Raw genomic sequence first — 15,235 nt, forward strand, 5'->3', positions numbered from 1 at the left:
GCCCTACACGTGCTCGCCCAAAAAGTTGAGCGTCTTTTCCCACGCGTCTGCAGTCTCTTCAGGCGCGTGGCCGGCGTTTGACGGGTTGGCAAACGCGTGGCCCACACCTTCGTAGACATAGATCTCGTTTGGCGTGCCGTTGGCGTCAAGGGCCGCCTTGAACTGGTTCACCGACTCGACGCTAATGGCCGGGTCTTCCGACCCGAATACGCCGAGCACCGGCCAGGTTATGCTCGAGAGTTGCTGCTGGTCGGTCACAAGCGGCGTCCCGTAGTATATCACAGTCGCAGCCAGGGGACTGTCCGCGTTGAGTGCCAGCTGGAGCGAGTACCCGCCGCCAAAGCACCAGCCCAGTGATGCAATACGAGAGCCGTCCACGCTGTCAAGGGCTGCAAGGTATGCTACTGCCGCGTTGAGGTTCTCAAGCGCGACGCCGGTGTTGTTCCTCACCTCCGAGGAGAGCATTCGTGCCTCGTCCTGGCTGTCCGTGACCCTTCCGTTGTAAAGGTCTGCCGCCAAGACCACGTACCCTTCCTTTGCCAGGTTTTCGGCCGCGCCCTTGACAAAGTCGTTGAGCCCGCGGTTTTCGTGTATCACCACCACCGCAGGGAGCTTGCCCTCGGCTTCCGCCGGCTGTACCAGGTAGCCTGACACGTTGGCGTAATAGTTCACCATCTCGGCCCGCACTTCAGAGCTTGACGTGTTGTTGCGGTGCAGCGCGCCAACGTCGATGCGCTCTATCAGCTCACGCGACGCGGACGAAAGCACGCCGTACACGGGCCCTGTGCCAAAGTGCGAGTCTATCAGCTCGGGGCCTATCTGCATCGCCATGACCGCGTTGTTGGATATGGTGACAGTCAGGGGGACGCCTGACACGGGCCCGTCCCTCATGGTCACAGTCGCGGTCCCTTCAAACGTGTGCGTCGAAGTCGCCTCGTCGACAGAAGAGCTTGCCACGTCAAAGTTGTACACGCTGTGGCTGTGCATGGCGTTGCCGTCGGGCATCACCATCACAAAGCGCGCCACCAGCTGTACGCGGGGCGGCTCTGACTCGTCGCCTGCCTGCAGGATCCTCATCACCCAGATGCCTGACTGTATCCATGCAGGGTTCCCATCTTCAAGCTGCACGCTTGCTATCTGCCCCCGGAACACGCTTGCCGCCGGTCCCTGCACGCTGACCGTGGACGCAGATACGCGAACGTCCACCGCAGGGTTTGTCCTGATCTCGTCGGACATCTGGCCGTATGCGGGTGCACTTGCGCCCGCGGCGGCCACCAGGATTGTCGCCAAAAGTACTGCACAGGTGTAGCCTGCCAAGCGGGGAGTTGCATAACGTCTGCTAACCCACTTCATTGATAATGAAGTGCCAACATCGAGTAAAAATATTTCCAAAAGTCATGGAGGAAGCCTCTAGAATAGAGCTCTACCCTACACAGCCGGGATGAATGTATCTTGCCAACCAAGCCTTAAGTAGGCCGGCCATTGACGTACCCGACATGCCAAGAGACGCAGCGAAGGAGCGGCCGCTGGAGCGGCAGCACAAGGCCCTCCTCATAGTCGCAAGCGTCGTGATAAAGACCGTCCTCATGGTGATAGTCGCCACGCACGTCATGTGCGGGAGCGCCGACCCGAGGGCGCTTTTTGCATGCGGCGAAAACGCAGCGTACGTGGGCGGCAGCGCGGCGGCAGTCGCGCTGATGGGCTTTATCTTTGGCCACTACATAGTCCGGCTAAAGTCGTTTGACGCCATATTTGGCAGGATGATGGGCGCAGATTTCATGGTGACTGTGATGTACTTTGCAGTCGCATTCATCGCGCCGGACCTCGTGGCTGAAAAGACCATGATCTGGCTCTTTGGCACGTGGATACTCGGGATGCTGCTTGCGCCGGTAAACAGCCAAAAGACGTTTCTGAAAAAGCTGTCGCAGTACGGCGGGACTGCGGCGCTTGGAGCGTTTTTCTCGCTCCACTTTATCCCCGAGTTTGCGCAGCTCGGGTCCGCCTACACCGCCGGCATGATGGTGTCAAGCATCCTTGCCGTGTTTGGCGGCGGGCGGACAAGCTAAAAATACTAGGCGTCCGCCTTTTTGCGGACAGTCCTCTTTCTGGTCGCGGCCTTTTTCCTTGCAGCCTTCTTTTTCGGGGCTTCAAGGGCTGGCGGCGACGCAAGCGCCGGCATGCTTGGCAGCGCCGGCTCGGGCTTGGGCCTTGTGAGGTGTATCTCTATGAAAGAGACGCGCCTTGTGATCCCATCAGCGACAAACTCGCTTGTTCCTATCCTTATCGGCTGGGTCTCAAGCCCCGCCACGTCGTGCTTGACCATCTCGGCCACGTTGACCGCAGTCACTATGCTGAGGCTGCCCTTTGCCTTTATGAGGAGCTCTCCAAGCGTGCCTATCCTGAAAAGCGCGGGCGCAATGTAGTCAAGCGCGTTCTTTTTGCCTACAATGAGAACGTGTGGTGGAATGTCGGTTGTCTGTGATGGTGTTTCCTGAATTACTGAAGTCATCATGCCCTCGGGATTTCCCGGCGCGGTTTAGAGGCAGGGTGTCAAGAGATGTTGCTTTCTTTGTTTATTTTTCACTGCGGGCAACCGTTAAATTGGTTCTATCCCCTCTGCTGCGTGTTGCCTTTAAAAGAGCCGTTTGCAGAAGCCGCAAAAAAGCGTGTGCTTTTGTTCGACGGGGCGATGGGGACTGAGATCCAGAAGCTCAATCCCAAACCGGAGGATTTCCCGGACAGCAAGGACGGCTTTAACGACGGGCTGGTCCTGACAAGGCCTGAATGGATAAAGCAGATCCACAAAAGCTACCTGAAGGCCGGGGCCGACTGCATAGAGACCAACACCTTTGGCTCAAACAAGCTAAAGCTTGACGAGTACGGATACGGCGACAGGACTGTAGAGTTTAACAGAAAGGCTGCCGAGCTTGCAAGGCAGGCCGCCGACGAGTTTGAGAACCGCTACGTGATAGGCTCTATGGGGCCGACGGGGTTCCTGCCAAGCTCAAACGATCCGGACCTCGGGCAAAAGCCGCTTGCAGAAATCCGCGAAGCCTTTGCGCTGCAGGCAGAAGGGCTGATACTTGGAGGAGTCGACGCGCTTTTGATAGAGACAAGCCAGGACATACTTGAAGTCAAGCTTGCGATAGAGGCGTGCCATGCGGCGATGGAAAAGACCGGCAAAAAAGTCCCGATAATCGCAAACGTGACACTTGACCAGTACGGCAAGATGCTGCTTGGCACAAGTGTGCAGGCCGCATATACGACTGTGAGCGGCATGGGCATCGACTTTTTCGGGCTCAACTGCTCGACGGGACCGGCAGAGATGTCGCCTAGCGTCAGGTGGCTTGCAGAGCAGGACCTGCCGATACTTGTCATGCCAAACGCGGGCATGCCGCACAACGAGGGCGGAAAAGCGGTATACAAGATGGAGCCGGGCGAGATTGCGGACAAGATGACAGAGTTTGTCGGCTATGAACACGTGCGCGTGGTTGGCGGCTGCTGCGGGACGACGCCGGCGCACATCGCTCAGCTGAGAAAGGTTCTGGACGGCCGCTAAGATCACGCTTATAGCCTATGGTCACGAAATTTCATGCAAGGCGTGGTCATGAAGATCCTTGTGCCCTTTGACTTTTCAGAGCCTTCCGCAAAGGCGCTGAGGCACGCTATGACCCTGTCAGGGGTCATGTCTTCTAAAAACGAGGTGATAGTGCTTCACGTCATCGAAGAATTGAGCACCCGCATGGCGCTTGAGCAGGCATTCGGGACCGGCAGGTGGAAGGAGGAGGAAGAAAGGCGCAAGAAAGAAGGAAAGGAGACAGAGCTTGGCGAGTACGAGCAGGACCTGGTAGCCCAGATGGAGAGGTATGCAAAGAGGATAGCCGAAGAGGTCGGCGCAGGGGCGCCTGCGATGCGATACCTCATCCGGGTTGGCGGCAGGCCTGCAGACAGGATTCTTGAAGTAGCTAAGGAGGAGAGCTGCGACCTTGTCGTTCTTGGCAGCGTCGGTCACAGCGGGCTTGCCAAGATGCTAAAGATGGGAAGCGTCTCAAGGGAGGTGCTTGAAAAGTCGCCGTGCCCTGCCACGATAGTGCACTGACCCGCAAAATGCAACGCGGTTTTCCGGAGCGACTCGGAGTATCTGTCGAACTATGCGAAAGAGCGCCTATGAATAGCAAATATACCTGATTTTGCGATAAGCCTCTGTTTGAAGGTACCCCGGGTCAGTTCTGCGCTCAAGGCAGTGGACATCAGGCAGCAGCCTCCGCCGCTCATAATAGGCGAGCGACTGAACACGCAGGGGTCTAAAAAAGCCAAGGAGCTGGTGCTGAGCGACGACTTTGACGGGCTTGTCGACCTTGCAAGGGCGCAGGTGGAAGACGGGGCGCACTGCCTCGACGTGTGCGTAGCTACCACAGAGCGCGCAGACGAGCTTGCGTTCATGAAAAAGCTGGTCAAGCGCCTGAGCCTCGAGATTGACGCGCCCCTTGTCATAGACTCGACTGACCCGAAGGTGATAGAGGCCGCAGTCGAGCAGATACCCGGAAGACCCATCATCAATTCCATAAACCTTGAAGGCGACGGCTCGCGGTTTTCCGCGCTTGCGCCTATCATGGCAAGGTACGGGCTTCCCGCAATCGCCATGTGCATAGGCCCAAAGGGCATGGCAAAAACGGCGCAGGAAAAAGTAGAGACTGCACAGCTGCTGTTTGACACAGGAAAAAAGTACGGCCTTGAGCCGTGGCAGTTCATATTCGACGTGCTCACTTTCACGCTTGCCACAGGCGAGCAGGAGTTTGTCGACTCTGCGAAAAACACGCTTGAAGGCATAAGGAAGGTCAAGGAGCGCTTTCCCGAGTCGTTTACCACGCTCGGGCTCTCAAATGTCAGCTTTGGGCTGCCGGCAGGCGCGCGCAAAGTGGTGAACTCGGTGTTCCTGTACCACGCCATCAAGGCAGGGCTTGACACCGTGATAATAAATGCCAAGGACATCATACCCTACCCGGAGATTGACGCGCAGCAGAAAAAGCTTGCAGAGGACCTGATATTCAACAGCCACCCTAACGCGCTTGCAGACCTCATCGCGTACTTTGAAGGCGAAAAGGGAAAAGTCGCAAGCGGAGCAAGCAAGCGCATCGAAGTCGACCCGACGTGGCCGGCGGAGAAGCGCTGCTACTTTCGCATCCTCAACCGCCTGAAGGACGGCATAGAAGACGACGTGGTCCAGGCAATAGCCGACAGGACTGCAGGCGGCAGGGTAACGCGCAAGGAAGGCAGGATAGTGCTTGAGGCGCCAAGGGAAGCCGCGCACCAGGCTGCAGTCAGCACGCTCAATGAAGTCCTGCTTCCTGCGATGAAGGAAGTGGGCGACAAGTTTGGCGCAGGCGAGCTGATACTACCTTTTGTGCTAAAGTCGGCAGAGTGCATGAAGGCGGCAGTTGCAGAGCTTGAAAAATACCTGATAAAGCAGGAAGGGGTGAGCAAGGGCAAGCTCGTGCTTTGCACCGTCTACGGCGACGTGCACGACATCGGCAAGAACCTTGTAAAGACGATTTTCACAAACAACGGCTACACCGTTTATGACCTTGGCAAGCAGGTGCCCATGCAAAAGATACTTGAAAAAATCGACGAAGTAAAGCCGGACGCGCTGGGGCTCTCGGCGCTGCTCGTCTCGACGTCAAAGCAGATGCAGTACTTTGTAGAGCATGCAAGGCAGAACAATATCGCAATCCCGGTGCTGTGCGGCGGGGCTGCAATCAACAGCAACTACATCAACAGGATTGCAAAAGACGGCGGGATATACGAACCCGGGGTATTTTACTGCAAGACCGCGTTTGACGGGCTGAAGGTGATGAACGCGCTAGCGTCCAAAGAGCGCGGCCAGTTTGTCGGCCAGTGGAGGCAAAAGCTGGAAAAGTGGACGGAAAAGGAAGCCGTCGCAGACACTGCTTCAATCCCGTACAGCGGCATAAAGCCGGTCGCGCCACCGGTGCCACCCCACGTAAACAGGCAGGTGAGGCTTGACGACTTTGACCTTCACGACGTATGGAAGTACATCAGCAAAAAGTCGCTTTTCGTGCTCCAGTGGGGGGTGAGGGGCAAGGGCGCAAGCGAGAGCGACCCGGAAAAGCTGTTCGAGGAGTGGACGCGCAGGGTGATAAAAGAGAAATTGTTTGAACCAAGGGCAGTCTATGGCTACTTCCGCTGCCACAACCTTACGATGGACAGGCCGGGGCCGGGAAGGCTCGCAGTAGACCTGCCTGACGGGCAGGCGGTGTTCGAATTCCCGCGCTCGTCAAAAGAAAAGCACCTTTGCCTTGCAGACTATTTCGGGCAGGACGACGTCGTCGCGTTCCAGGCGGTGACTGTCGGCAATAAAGTAACGGAGATAATCGACAGGTGGAACAAAGAGGACCGTTACACCGACGCCTACTACCTGCACGGGCTTGCAGTCGAGACTGCCGAGGCGATGGCAGAGTGGGTAAACGCCAGGATAAGAAAGGAGCTCGGCATAGGCGAGAAGCGTGGTCTGCGCTACAGCTGGGGATACCCGAGCTGCCCCGACGTGATGCAGCACCAGCTTGTTTGGAAGATACTGCAGCCTGAAAAGTCTGGCATGACGCTCACAGAATCGGGCCAGATTGTCCCGGACCAGTCGACTGCCGCAATAGTGGTGCACCACCCGGACGCCGAGTACTTTACTCTGTGAGCCCGTAAGATTATATCATTGTGGGCCATATTCAGGGTAAATTGCGGTTGCAGAGGGGCTACGTGCTTCTTTTGGCGGGCGGCGCCATCGTTGCGGCAGGCCTTGCTGCAAGCTTGTACTATGTCTCCGAGTTCCTCGCAGAAATAGAAAGGACCGGCGTCCACAGCATCGCGCCCCGGGACTCTTTTGAGGTGGTGCAAGGCATCGGCGGTACGCAGGGCGCATACTTTGTCGCATTTCCAGGCTACGAGGAAAACCCGGTTGCAGCCACGATAAGGGTGACCGACCCGTCGGGCGACACGGTGGTGGAGAGGGAGATAGACCTGCCGTTTTACAGCGAGCAGTTTGCGGCCCAGAGCGCAGGCAACTATACTCTTGCAGTGCTAAATTCTTCGTCTGACAGCGCGGTCCAGGTCTCGGCCATAATAGGCGACCCCGAGACGATTGCAGAGCTTGTAGGCACTTCTACGATAGCGTCAAGCGCTGTTGCGTCGTTCATAGTGATGGCAGGAATAGCCGTGCTGGTTGCAGGCGGCGCTTTGATAGTTCTTGACAGGCGCCGGACGCAAAAGATGAAGCAGTACGGCGACCTGAGCGACCTAAAGTGATCAAGATGGCAAAGCTTGAGGCAAGGAACATCGGCAAGCACTTTACGACGGTGCAGGGAGGCCAGGTGCAGGAAGTAAGCGCAATCAAAAACATCAACCTCTCTATCGAGGACGGCCAGTTTGTATCCATAGTGGGCCCGTCTGGCTGCGGAAAATCCACACTTCTCAACATACTTGCCGGGCTTGACAAGCCAAGCGAGGGTGAGGTCATACTTGACGGCAGGCCGGTGTCTGAGACCGGCCCGGACAGGATAATGGTGTTCCAGGAAAACGCGCTGTTCCCCTGGCTCAAGGTGCAGGACAACGTCGAGTTCGGGCTGATGGTAAAGGGCCTCGGCAAGGAAAAGCGCTCAGAGATTGCGATGCAGTACCTGGATATGATGCAGCTCACAAAGTTTGCAGACGCGTACACGTATCAATTGTCGGGCGGCATGAAGCAGCGCGTCGCGATTGCGCGCTCGCTTGCAATCGATCCTGAAGTGCTCTTGATGGACGAGCCGTTTGCGTCTTTGGACAGCCAGACCCGCGACCTCTTGCTTGTCGAATTGCAACTGATCTGGGCGAGGACGAAAAAGACCATAGTGTTCATCACGCACAACATCACCGAGTCGGTGTGCCTGGGCGACAAGGTCGTCGTCTTTACAAAAAGGCCGGGCACGGTGAAAAAAGAGATACCCATCGACTACAGGAGGCCCCGGCTCCCGGAGGACGAGGGCCTGCGCCCGTTCCAGCGGCAGGTTCTCGAACAATTAAAGGGCGAGATAGCAAAAGGCGACGAGGTCAGCTGAGCTCTTTTAGCAGCTGAAGTCCGGCCTTGAAGCTTCCAGGCGACGTGAGGAGCACGCTTCCCGCAATCCTGCCGGCCTTTTTCACAAACTCTGCCGGTTCTTTTTCGTAGCCGGACCAGTCAAGCCCTATCATCCTCGCAGACTGGGCGTTCTTTTCGGAAGGCGCCATGATGCAGGCGGTGACTTTGATGCCGTTCTGCTTTGCAAGGTCGACGATTTCTGCAAGGTCGGAAAGCGACGATATGGACTGCGTCACAAACGCGCGCGGCCTGGCTGCAAGTTTGGCCTGTATTGCAGGCGACGACCTGTCGGTGATTTTTGCAGGAAACGACAGGTCGAGCTTCAGCTTGCGGTCAAATCCCTGATTGCGCAGCATGGAAAGTGCCTGCGACGGCTTCAAGCCCGACGCGCGGCCGTCGGTTGGCGCGTCGCCCATCAAGAGTAGCAAGCTGTCCACATCTGCCATAACAGCGTCGACTGCGGCCTGCGAGAGCGTTATCACGTTCCTGTCGCTTGTCCTGAGGCTGCACGATATTTTCAGGCCGCCTGCAGCCTTTCTGATGTGAGCAGCCGCTGCAACGCCAGAGACGCGCGGAACGCCAAGGACCGAGTCTGTGAGGTGCACGCCGCCTGCGTGCCTTTTGAGAAGCGACGTGCGCTTTCTCAGAACCTCCATGCCCTTTTCAAGGCGCCTGTGGTCGAACCGGCCGTCATCTGCAATGCGGGGTGGGTTCAGCTCGTACGCTATCTTCATCGCTTGGCATCCAAGCGTTGTCCGGCATTATTAAATGCAAAGGTAAGCCGCAACGGAATTTAACCGCCATCTCCAAGCTCCACCGTGCGCAAGGACGAGCTTTTGCGGGCGCTGGAAGGCGTGCTTGAGAAAAAGACGTTTGCCGCGCAGGACGCCGCACCTGCGACGCCGGCCGCGGTCCTTGCAATAATCCATTACGGCGACAGTAAGCCGTGCGTCCTGCTTACAAAGAGGCGCGAGAACCTGAAGATGCACAGGGGCGAGATCTCGTTTCCAGGCGGCAGGTTCACACAGAGCGACCTCACGCTTATGCACACGGCTTTGCGTGAAACCGAAGAGGAGATAGGGCTTGCGTTTGGGCCCGGCGACGTCGCCGGCGCGCTGCAGCCAGTCAGGACCATGACGTCGAACCACTTTATCGTGCCGTTTGTTACCGTGCAGGACAGGCTGCCGAAATTGCGAATCGCGCAGGACGAGGTCGCAGGGGTGCTGGACGCGCCCCTCATCGAGACGCTTGGGACGATGGAGCCTGACAGGGAGCACTTTAGGTTTTCAAAGACAGCAGTCAGGTTCAAGTTTGAAAGCAACGTCATCTGGGGCGCGACTGCGCGCATACTGAAGCAGTTGCACGAAGTACTCATCAGACCGTCGTAAGGTGGTCATCGCTGCGCTCCCCTGGATAACAGGTCATCATTTGAGCGTGGAATAATCCTGCGCCCACGGTTATACGTCTTGTTCCAGCGAGAATGTCGGTCAGGGCGCGGCGGCAGACGAGGCCGGCCACTTTTTTCTTGCCAGGTAGATGACAAACAGGCTTGCGCCGGCAAAAACTCCGACCATCGCCTCGGTTAGTGCAAGGTCCACGACGCCTGCCTGGTAGAGCGCGGGTAGAAAGTCGACCCCCGCGTGGAATGCGATGGCTATGAGGAGGAACCGGATGCCTTTTCCTGTTGCCAGCCCGTAGAGGACCACCATTGAAAGGGCGATGTGGACTGAAATCGCAAAAACCCTCTCCATGCCGCCCACAAGAAAGAGGTACGGGTCGGTGGCAGGCAGGCTCTGCCTTATCGCGGACGAGGCCTCTTCTGGCAGGAGCCCTTCAACTTGGGCAAACGTGCCGCTGTTTATCATCATGGCAAGGACCAGGAGCTGGGAAAACGGCAGGGCCGCTATCACTATCGACTCTGCGCCCCCGTGGCCGATGCCAAAGGCCATGCCGTCCTTCCACTGCCTCCTTGTTTTCAGGAAAAACGAGAGCGCCACGTAGCGCCCGACTTCTTCAAACACGCCGGCGGCAAGCGCGCCGTACGCCCCAAAGACAAAAGGCTGGGACCCCGGGTCTATCAGCGGCAGGACGACTGTATGTAATGCGCCTTCAAGGCCCAGCGCAAAAGCCAGCCAGACTGCAGCTCCCGAACCTGCGACAATCAGGGCTATCCTGTGCCTCAGCCTGTAGTATGCAAGAAGCCCTATTGGCAGGCCAAACGCGATTGCAGTGGATATGGCAAGAAAGGCAATCGTCGCATCCGGTATGGCCCCTGACACGCACAGCTATTGGCGTCTATCGTTTAAAATGCTCCCTTTTAATGGGATTAGCGGGCCCGGTGGGCTTCGATCCCACGACAACTAGCTTCGGAGGCATGCGCTCTTTCTCAGATTAGCACCCTATCCTGACTAGGCGACGGGCCCCAAGTAGGTGCTCGCATAACGGCATATATGAAAGATGGTATCGGTGTAGGCAGACTCCACAAAATTATCATACGAGAATCTTGAAGCAGGCGTGATTGGCGGGGGACAGGAAATCAATTATCGCTCTTGCAGCGATGCTATTAGTCCTGCCGATCCTTCCTGTATATGCTTCCGAAAGCGAATGGAAAACAGCCTACGGCGTGGGCAGATTCCTGTATTCAGATCCACCTCGACCTGATCAGGTATTCAAAATACATGCCAGAGCCATAAACGGGGCAGTTGAAGAATTGCATGCCGGAGAAAGCTGGTTTTCAGCAAATGTGACCAGTGCTCATGACGGGATACTGGAAATCAGATACCCAAGAAACTATCCTTACACCAATGAATTCATCAATGAACCTGGGGTGCAGCCATTGCTTTTCGTCAACGGCATGGAAACATTGCCGGAGGCGACACCAGCCGAAGTAACTGATTGCTTCTTTGTTTTCTCTATACCATTCTCAGAGAGTGCCGAAATCGGGCTGGCGTGGCCGTATCTAGCAGTAGCAGAACCTCATTACGGCGATGACGTTCCGGATAGTTGTACGCCTGAGACAATAGTTAACGTGCCTACCAGAAAAGATGGCACGATCTCTCCATTGCAACAGTTCAAGGCAGGAGTAAAGGCTGAAGACGTTCTATGCGGGGACGGCTATTTGAATAATGAATATCGACTCGTCGTGCATCCTGACGGTAAACCATTTTGCGTTACGCGATCCTCGGCTACAGAATTGATACAGCGATGGGGAGTGACGATACCTGCATGATTTGTGAGGGCGGCTGGCGACGACTTTGTTGATTGGCCCCAAGTTAGTCATCGTCCATTTACTGGTGTTTACCATGCTCACATCATTCATCTTGCCGGCATCTGCAAGTGCGTCTCAAGAATGGCAGACACATTATGCAGTCAACGGCCTTGTAAACTCGGGGCCGCCTGACCCGTATCAGATTTTCAAGGTCCACTACCGTGCAATTAACGGAACTGTCGAGCAATTTAGCATGAAGAATGTGGAATATCCTCATGATTTTCAAGCAAGCGTTACCGGCAACGGCACACTGGAAATTATGTTTCCAAAGAACTATCCTAATGTCAATGCGGACGCTCCAGAGGCAGACATCGCCGAACCGATATTCTTATCCAATGGTCAAGAAATCGCTGCTTCATATTTCGACTCTGACTGTTTCAGAATGTTCTCAATTCCATTTTCCGGCTCCCAGGTAATAGATATCGCCTGGCCGGATTTCCTCACCAACGAACCCTATAGGGGATCTGATGTGCCAGAGAGCTGCATGGCGGAGACGCTTGTACAAGACGTAGTCAGGACAAAAGATGGCATTATTCCCCCGCTGCATCAGATGAAAGCCGGCGTGCGGGCAGAAGAAGTAGCATGCGGAGATGAGTTTGAGCTTGTAGCTCGCCCTGACGGCAGGCCGTACTGCGCAACTTCAACCTCTGCCGAGATATTGAAACAGAGATGGAACATTAAATGATGGCACCCGTACTTGCGGGCTTTTTCGCAGGCGTGCTAATTGTCGTCCTTTTCGCTTACGCTCCAAATCCGCAAGCCTCAAGGTTAATCATGCCGGCGTCAGCCGAAGAACAGGATCTTGTCCACAAGTCAAACGAACTGGACGCCGTACAGGCTTTTCTGAAAAAATATCCGTTTGCTCAGGTGGGACTTCAGAATAGGGATGACTTTGTAGTCTATGACGACAAGGGCAACATCAATGACACCATTCCTGCACTGACAATATCCTATATCGGGTCGCCTCATACGATATTCAGCCTAGACGAGTACAAGGCAAACCTGCATCTGATCAGGTACGAGAACCCGAGTTTGTGGATTGTAACAGCATTGGACGGCAAAGTGCTTGACGTGAGATTGCGGTGCACCATATCTTATGGCGAGGGCACGGGCTTTGTCGACGTAATTCAAGGAAGCGACAGAGCCATACAATATATCGATAGAGGATTTTGTTCGTAAGATTGAGGCGCGCCTTATTCCCTGTAAACGCCCGCTTCTTTCAGGATCTGTATGACCACCGGGATTTCAAGGTCTACCTGCATCGCAACAAATTCCTCGGGTATCCCCGACGTGTACAGGTTCTTTACAATCTCCTTTGTGTTCTCAGATACCAACCCCTTCTGCATTCCGACTCCACCTATCCGCTCCAGCCAGAATATTAAGTAGTTTTGTCGCCTGACGACCTTCTGTAGGCCATCAGGTAGCCTGCGCCGCCGGCAAGCACGCCTGCCAGCAGGACCAGAATTGAGGCACCTATCGGCTCCACAAACGGGACGATGAGCCCGTGCACCTGCCCCTGATTAAAGCCGGCTCCGCCCACTGCTTCAGGCAGTGCAGCAGCTCCGCCGACATACCCTGCGTACATCATCATCCCGGCTGCTGCGGCCACCCCTGCGTTCATGAGGACAAGGTGCAGCCAGCCAAGGACCTTCGGCACCCTATTTCCAAGCGACTGGTAGAAAAGCGCCGAGACGGCGACGCCTACCACGCCGACTACTATGTATATCACAAACCCAAACGTGAACCATGTTCCAGCGCCTCCCGCCGCTATCACCCTTGACACCTCGGGCTTCATAAAAGACGTCTGCCCCAGTACCAGCACGGCAGTCAGGGCCACTATGGCCGCGCCCTGCACTATTGCTGCAGTCATGAACCTTGCCGACCACGCGCTTGACGTTATAACCTGCGGTCTTTCCATGCGCATGAAAACCTAAGCGGCGCTAATATCGACTATGTGTACAGCGCAATGCAATGTACGCGGATTATTCCTCGTCGCCTTCTTCTTCAGACTCGTCCTCTACAGGCACTTCTGCCTTTTTCTGCACCTTTCTTGCAAACACGAGATACGTCGTGTGCCCTATCATCCTCATCGACGGCCGGGTCATGCCTTCCCGCGCCTCCATCTGCCTTATCAAAAGCTCGATGCTTTCGACGTCGACAAAGCCGCTCTTTTTCAATTCAGTCGCGGTCTTTTCTATCTGGTTTGCAGTAGGGCATATCGCCACAAAAGCGCCGCTGCCTTTCAGCGCATCGTGGACGACGTCAAGCACGGTCCAAGGGTCGCCGAGGTCGACTATGGCAATGTCTGCATCCCTGACGTCGACGCCCTGGTGCGGGTCGTGGTGGTTCATTGTCACAAATTGCGCGACTCCGGCCTTCTCCAGGTTGCGCTTGGCAATCTCCATAAAGTCTGGGTTGACGTCAAAAGTGTAGACGTGGCCCTCGGGTTTTACGATGCTTGCAAAGAAAGTCGCGGTCGCGCCGCTGCCGGTGCCAATCTCAAGGATTTTCGAGCCGTTTTTCATCCCGGTCCTGGCGGCGATAAAGCCGAGGTCTTTTGGATAAACGATCTGCGTCCTGCGCTCTGACTTCATGATAAAGTCGTGGATGGTAGGCTCTATCAGGAAAACGACCTTGCCTTCTGTCGTCCTTATCACCGACCCGTACTCCATGCCAATCGTCGCCCCCACGTCGATTATGCCAAGGTGCGTGTGCATCTTTTTGTCCGGCGTCACTTTTGTGAGCCACTTTTTGCGCGACGTGTGGAAAAGGAGCACGTACGAGCCTTCCTCTATCTTCACAGAAGGGGTAGCGAGAAGTACTGGATAAAAATCAATCTAATGGATTCAGTCTCTAGTGCAATTTTGCACAAGGGTTAACTTGCCCCGGGCGTTTTTTGAGGCGTTGTCCTGCAGGGGCCTGTGCAAGAGACACCCGCGGTTTGTGCCGACAAAAAAGATAGACTATGCCAAGGGGATGAAGGTCTGCACGATATGCGACACGGCCATTTTTGTCGGCATGCCAGACAACAAGTGCCCCTGCTGCAGAAAGAACCTGCGCACCAGGCCGCAGTACCACGGCGAAAAAGGAAGGATGACACGAGAAGCGGCAAGGCTACATCTTGTCGAGCGCAGTCACCCCAAGGAGCGACAGCGCGTTTCTTAGCGCTATTCCAAACGCCCTGACAAGCGCAAGCCTCGCAAGCATCTTTTCCCTGTCAGGCTCTTTTATGACCGGCACCTTTTCATAGAATAAACTGAACACGGTGGCAAGGTTGTACGAGTAGCGGGCAAGCGCCTTTGGCGACAACGATTTTGCGGCGTCTTCTACCACAAGGTCCAGCTTGGCAATCTCTTTTATCAGCGCAATTTCGGCCTCGTGGCTCAAAAGCTCGAACCTCGCTGTCGAAGGCGCCTCGACCCCGGCCTTTTCCAGTATGCGCTGCGACCGGGCATAGGCATATTGAAGATACGGCCCCGTGTCGCCTTCAAGGCTCATGGATTCTGTGATGTCAAAGGTGATTATCTTGTCCAAATCTTGTTTGACCATGTTGTAGCGGATGGCAGAAATCGCTATTTCTTCTGCCACTGAATTGAGCTCCTCGTCTGAAAATTCGGGGTTGCGGGTCCGCACCTCTTCTTTTGCCTTTGCCTTCAGGTGGTCAAGCACGTAATCGGCGCCGACGTAGATGCCTTTCCTGCCGGACATGTGTATGAACTGCCTGTCGCCGATGTCGATGCCAAGTGCCTTGGCTGTGTTGGCAGACAATGTCACTGCCTCGTAGCCCAGGTGCTGGTAATTTGCGCTGGTTCCGATCTTGCCCAAGACCTGCGAGATGATGC

The 15,235-nt window shown here is 55.7% G+C and carries 19 protein-coding genes and 1 tRNA gene; 11 read left to right on the plus strand and 9 right to left on the minus strand.

What is annotated here, in order from left to right:
- Nucleotides 1-3: 3 nt before the first annotated feature.
- Nucleotides 4-1,353 (minus strand): dienelactone hydrolase family protein, encoded by a 1,350-nt coding sequence (locus HXY31_RS07795; RefSeq protein ID WP_292641625.1) that lies wholly within the window; start codon nucleotides 1,351-1,353, stop codon nucleotides 4-6.
- Between the two features lie 143 nt (nucleotides 1,354-1,496).
- On the opposite strand from HXY31_RS07795, the gene HXY31_RS07800 reads away from it, so the two are divergent.
- Nucleotides 1,497-2,066, plus strand: a complete 570-nt coding sequence (locus HXY31_RS07800) for a hypothetical protein (protein WP_292641627.1) — start codon at nucleotides 1,497-1,499, stop codon at nucleotides 2,064-2,066.
- 5 nt (nucleotides 2,067-2,071) lie between these two features.
- On the opposite strand, the gene HXY31_RS07805 is transcribed toward HXY31_RS07800, so the two are convergent.
- Nucleotides 2,072-2,509, minus strand: coding sequence for a hypothetical protein (locus tag HXY31_RS07805; RefSeq protein WP_292641629.1), 438 nt, complete (start codon nucleotides 2,507-2,509; stop codon nucleotides 2,072-2,074).
- A 117-nt stretch (nucleotides 2,510-2,626) separates the two neighbouring features.
- Between HXY31_RS07805 and HXY31_RS07810 the strand changes: the two genes are divergently transcribed.
- The 5 genes from HXY31_RS07810 to HXY31_RS07830 all read left to right on the plus strand — a co-directional run bounded on the left by HXY31_RS07810 (nucleotide 2,627) and on the right by HXY31_RS07830 (nucleotide 8,105).
- A complete protein-coding gene (locus HXY31_RS07810) occupies nucleotides 2,627-3,559 on the plus strand; it encodes a homocysteine S-methyltransferase family protein (RefSeq protein ID WP_292641632.1) in 933 nt (310 codons plus the stop codon).
- Nucleotides 3,560-3,607: 48 nt separating this feature from the next.
- A complete protein-coding gene (locus tag HXY31_RS07815) occupies nucleotides 3,608-4,099 on the plus strand; it encodes a universal stress protein (RefSeq protein ID WP_292641852.1) in 492 nt (163 codons plus the stop codon).
- A 108-nt stretch (nucleotides 4,100-4,207) separates the two neighbouring features.
- A complete protein-coding gene (locus tag HXY31_RS07820) occupies nucleotides 4,208-6,709 on the plus strand; it encodes a dihydropteroate synthase (protein WP_292641634.1) in 2,502 nt (833 codons plus the stop codon).
- 41 nt (nucleotides 6,710-6,750) lie between these two features.
- Nucleotides 6,751-7,317, plus strand: coding sequence for a hypothetical protein (locus HXY31_RS07825; RefSeq protein WP_292641637.1), 567 nt, complete (start codon nucleotides 6,751-6,753; stop codon nucleotides 7,315-7,317).
- A gap of 5 nt (nucleotides 7,318-7,322) precedes the next feature.
- Entirely contained in the window at nucleotides 7,323-8,105 is a 783-nt protein-coding gene (locus HXY31_RS07830) for an ABC transporter ATP-binding protein (RefSeq protein ID WP_292641638.1), read from the plus strand.
- Here the strand turns inward: HXY31_RS07830 and HXY31_RS07835 are convergent.
- Complete coding sequence (locus tag HXY31_RS07835; protein ID WP_292641640.1) at nucleotides 8,098-8,859, minus strand: hypothetical protein; 762 nt, start codon at nucleotides 8,857-8,859, stop codon at nucleotides 8,098-8,100. The genes HXY31_RS07830 and HXY31_RS07835 overlap by 8 nt on opposite strands.
- Before the next feature lie 84 nt (nucleotides 8,860-8,943).
- Here HXY31_RS07835 and HXY31_RS07840 point away from each other — a divergent pair, with 84 nt between their 5' ends.
- Nucleotides 8,944-9,513, plus strand: a complete 570-nt coding sequence (locus HXY31_RS07840) for a CoA pyrophosphatase (protein ID WP_292641642.1) — start codon at nucleotides 8,944-8,946, stop codon at nucleotides 9,511-9,513.
- Between the two features lie 99 nt (nucleotides 9,514-9,612).
- Here HXY31_RS07840 and HXY31_RS07845 read toward each other — a convergent pair whose 3' ends face one another.
- Together HXY31_RS07845 and HXY31_RS07850 are read right to left on the minus strand one after the other, a co-directional pair.
- Nucleotides 9,613-10,404, minus strand: coding sequence for a YhfC family glutamic-type intramembrane protease (locus tag HXY31_RS07845; RefSeq protein WP_292641645.1), 792 nt, complete (start codon nucleotides 10,402-10,404; stop codon nucleotides 9,613-9,615).
- Nucleotides 10,405-10,455: 51 nt separating this feature from the next.
- Nucleotides 10,456-10,548, minus strand: a tRNA-Arg gene (locus HXY31_RS07850).
- 95 nt (nucleotides 10,549-10,643) lie between these two features.
- Between HXY31_RS07850 and HXY31_RS07855 the strand changes: the two genes are divergently transcribed.
- From HXY31_RS07855 to HXY31_RS07865, 3 genes are read left to right on the plus strand one after another with little or no spacing between them, the layout of a single operon-like run.
- Complete coding sequence (locus HXY31_RS07855) at nucleotides 10,644-11,354, plus strand: hypothetical protein (protein WP_292641648.1); 711 nt, start codon at nucleotides 10,644-10,646, stop codon at nucleotides 11,352-11,354.
- 28 nt (nucleotides 11,355-11,382) lie between these two features.
- Nucleotides 11,383-12,078: a hypothetical protein gene (locus HXY31_RS07860; protein ID WP_292641650.1), complete on the plus strand. Its 696-nt coding sequence runs from the start codon at nucleotides 11,383-11,385 to the stop codon at nucleotides 12,076-12,078.
- A complete protein-coding gene (locus HXY31_RS07865) occupies nucleotides 12,075-12,572 on the plus strand; it encodes a hypothetical protein (protein ID WP_292641652.1) in 498 nt (165 codons plus the stop codon). The genes HXY31_RS07860 and HXY31_RS07865 overlap by 4 nt, the downstream gene beginning before the upstream one ends.
- Before the next feature lie 14 nt (nucleotides 12,573-12,586).
- Here the strand turns inward: HXY31_RS07865 and HXY31_RS07870 are convergent, their stop codons facing one another.
- From HXY31_RS07870 to HXY31_RS07880, 3 genes are all read right to left on the minus strand, one after another.
- A complete protein-coding gene (locus tag HXY31_RS07870) occupies nucleotides 12,587-12,739 on the minus strand; it encodes a hypothetical protein (RefSeq protein ID WP_292641655.1) in 153 nt (50 codons plus the stop codon).
- Nucleotides 12,740-12,771: 32 nt separating this feature from the next.
- Nucleotides 12,772-13,311, minus strand: coding sequence for a hypothetical protein (locus tag HXY31_RS07875; RefSeq protein WP_292641658.1), 540 nt, complete (start codon nucleotides 13,309-13,311; stop codon nucleotides 12,772-12,774).
- 64 nt (nucleotides 13,312-13,375) lie between these two features.
- Nucleotides 13,376-14,194: a tRNA (adenine-N1)-methyltransferase gene (locus HXY31_RS07880; RefSeq protein WP_292641660.1), complete on the minus strand. Its 819-nt coding sequence runs from the start codon at nucleotides 14,192-14,194 to the stop codon at nucleotides 13,376-13,378.
- A 103-nt stretch (nucleotides 14,195-14,297) separates the two neighbouring features.
- Between HXY31_RS07880 and HXY31_RS07885 the strand changes: the two genes are divergently transcribed.
- Complete coding sequence (locus tag HXY31_RS07885; protein WP_292641663.1) at nucleotides 14,298-14,558, plus strand: hypothetical protein; 261 nt, start codon at nucleotides 14,298-14,300, stop codon at nucleotides 14,556-14,558.
- Here the strand turns inward: HXY31_RS07885 and HXY31_RS07890 are convergent.
- Nucleotides 14,508-15,218, minus strand: coding sequence for a DALR anticodon-binding domain-containing protein (locus tag HXY31_RS07890; RefSeq protein ID WP_292641666.1), 711 nt, complete (start codon nucleotides 15,216-15,218; stop codon nucleotides 14,508-14,510). The two genes, HXY31_RS07885 and HXY31_RS07890, sit on opposite strands and share 51 nt — an antisense overlap.
- Nucleotides 15,219-15,235: the final 17 nt, after the last annotated feature.

Origin of the sequence: Nitrososphaera sp., from assembly GCF_013388945.1 — an archaeon.
GTDB lineage: Archaea > Thermoproteota > Nitrososphaeria > Nitrososphaerales > Nitrososphaeraceae > Nitrososphaera.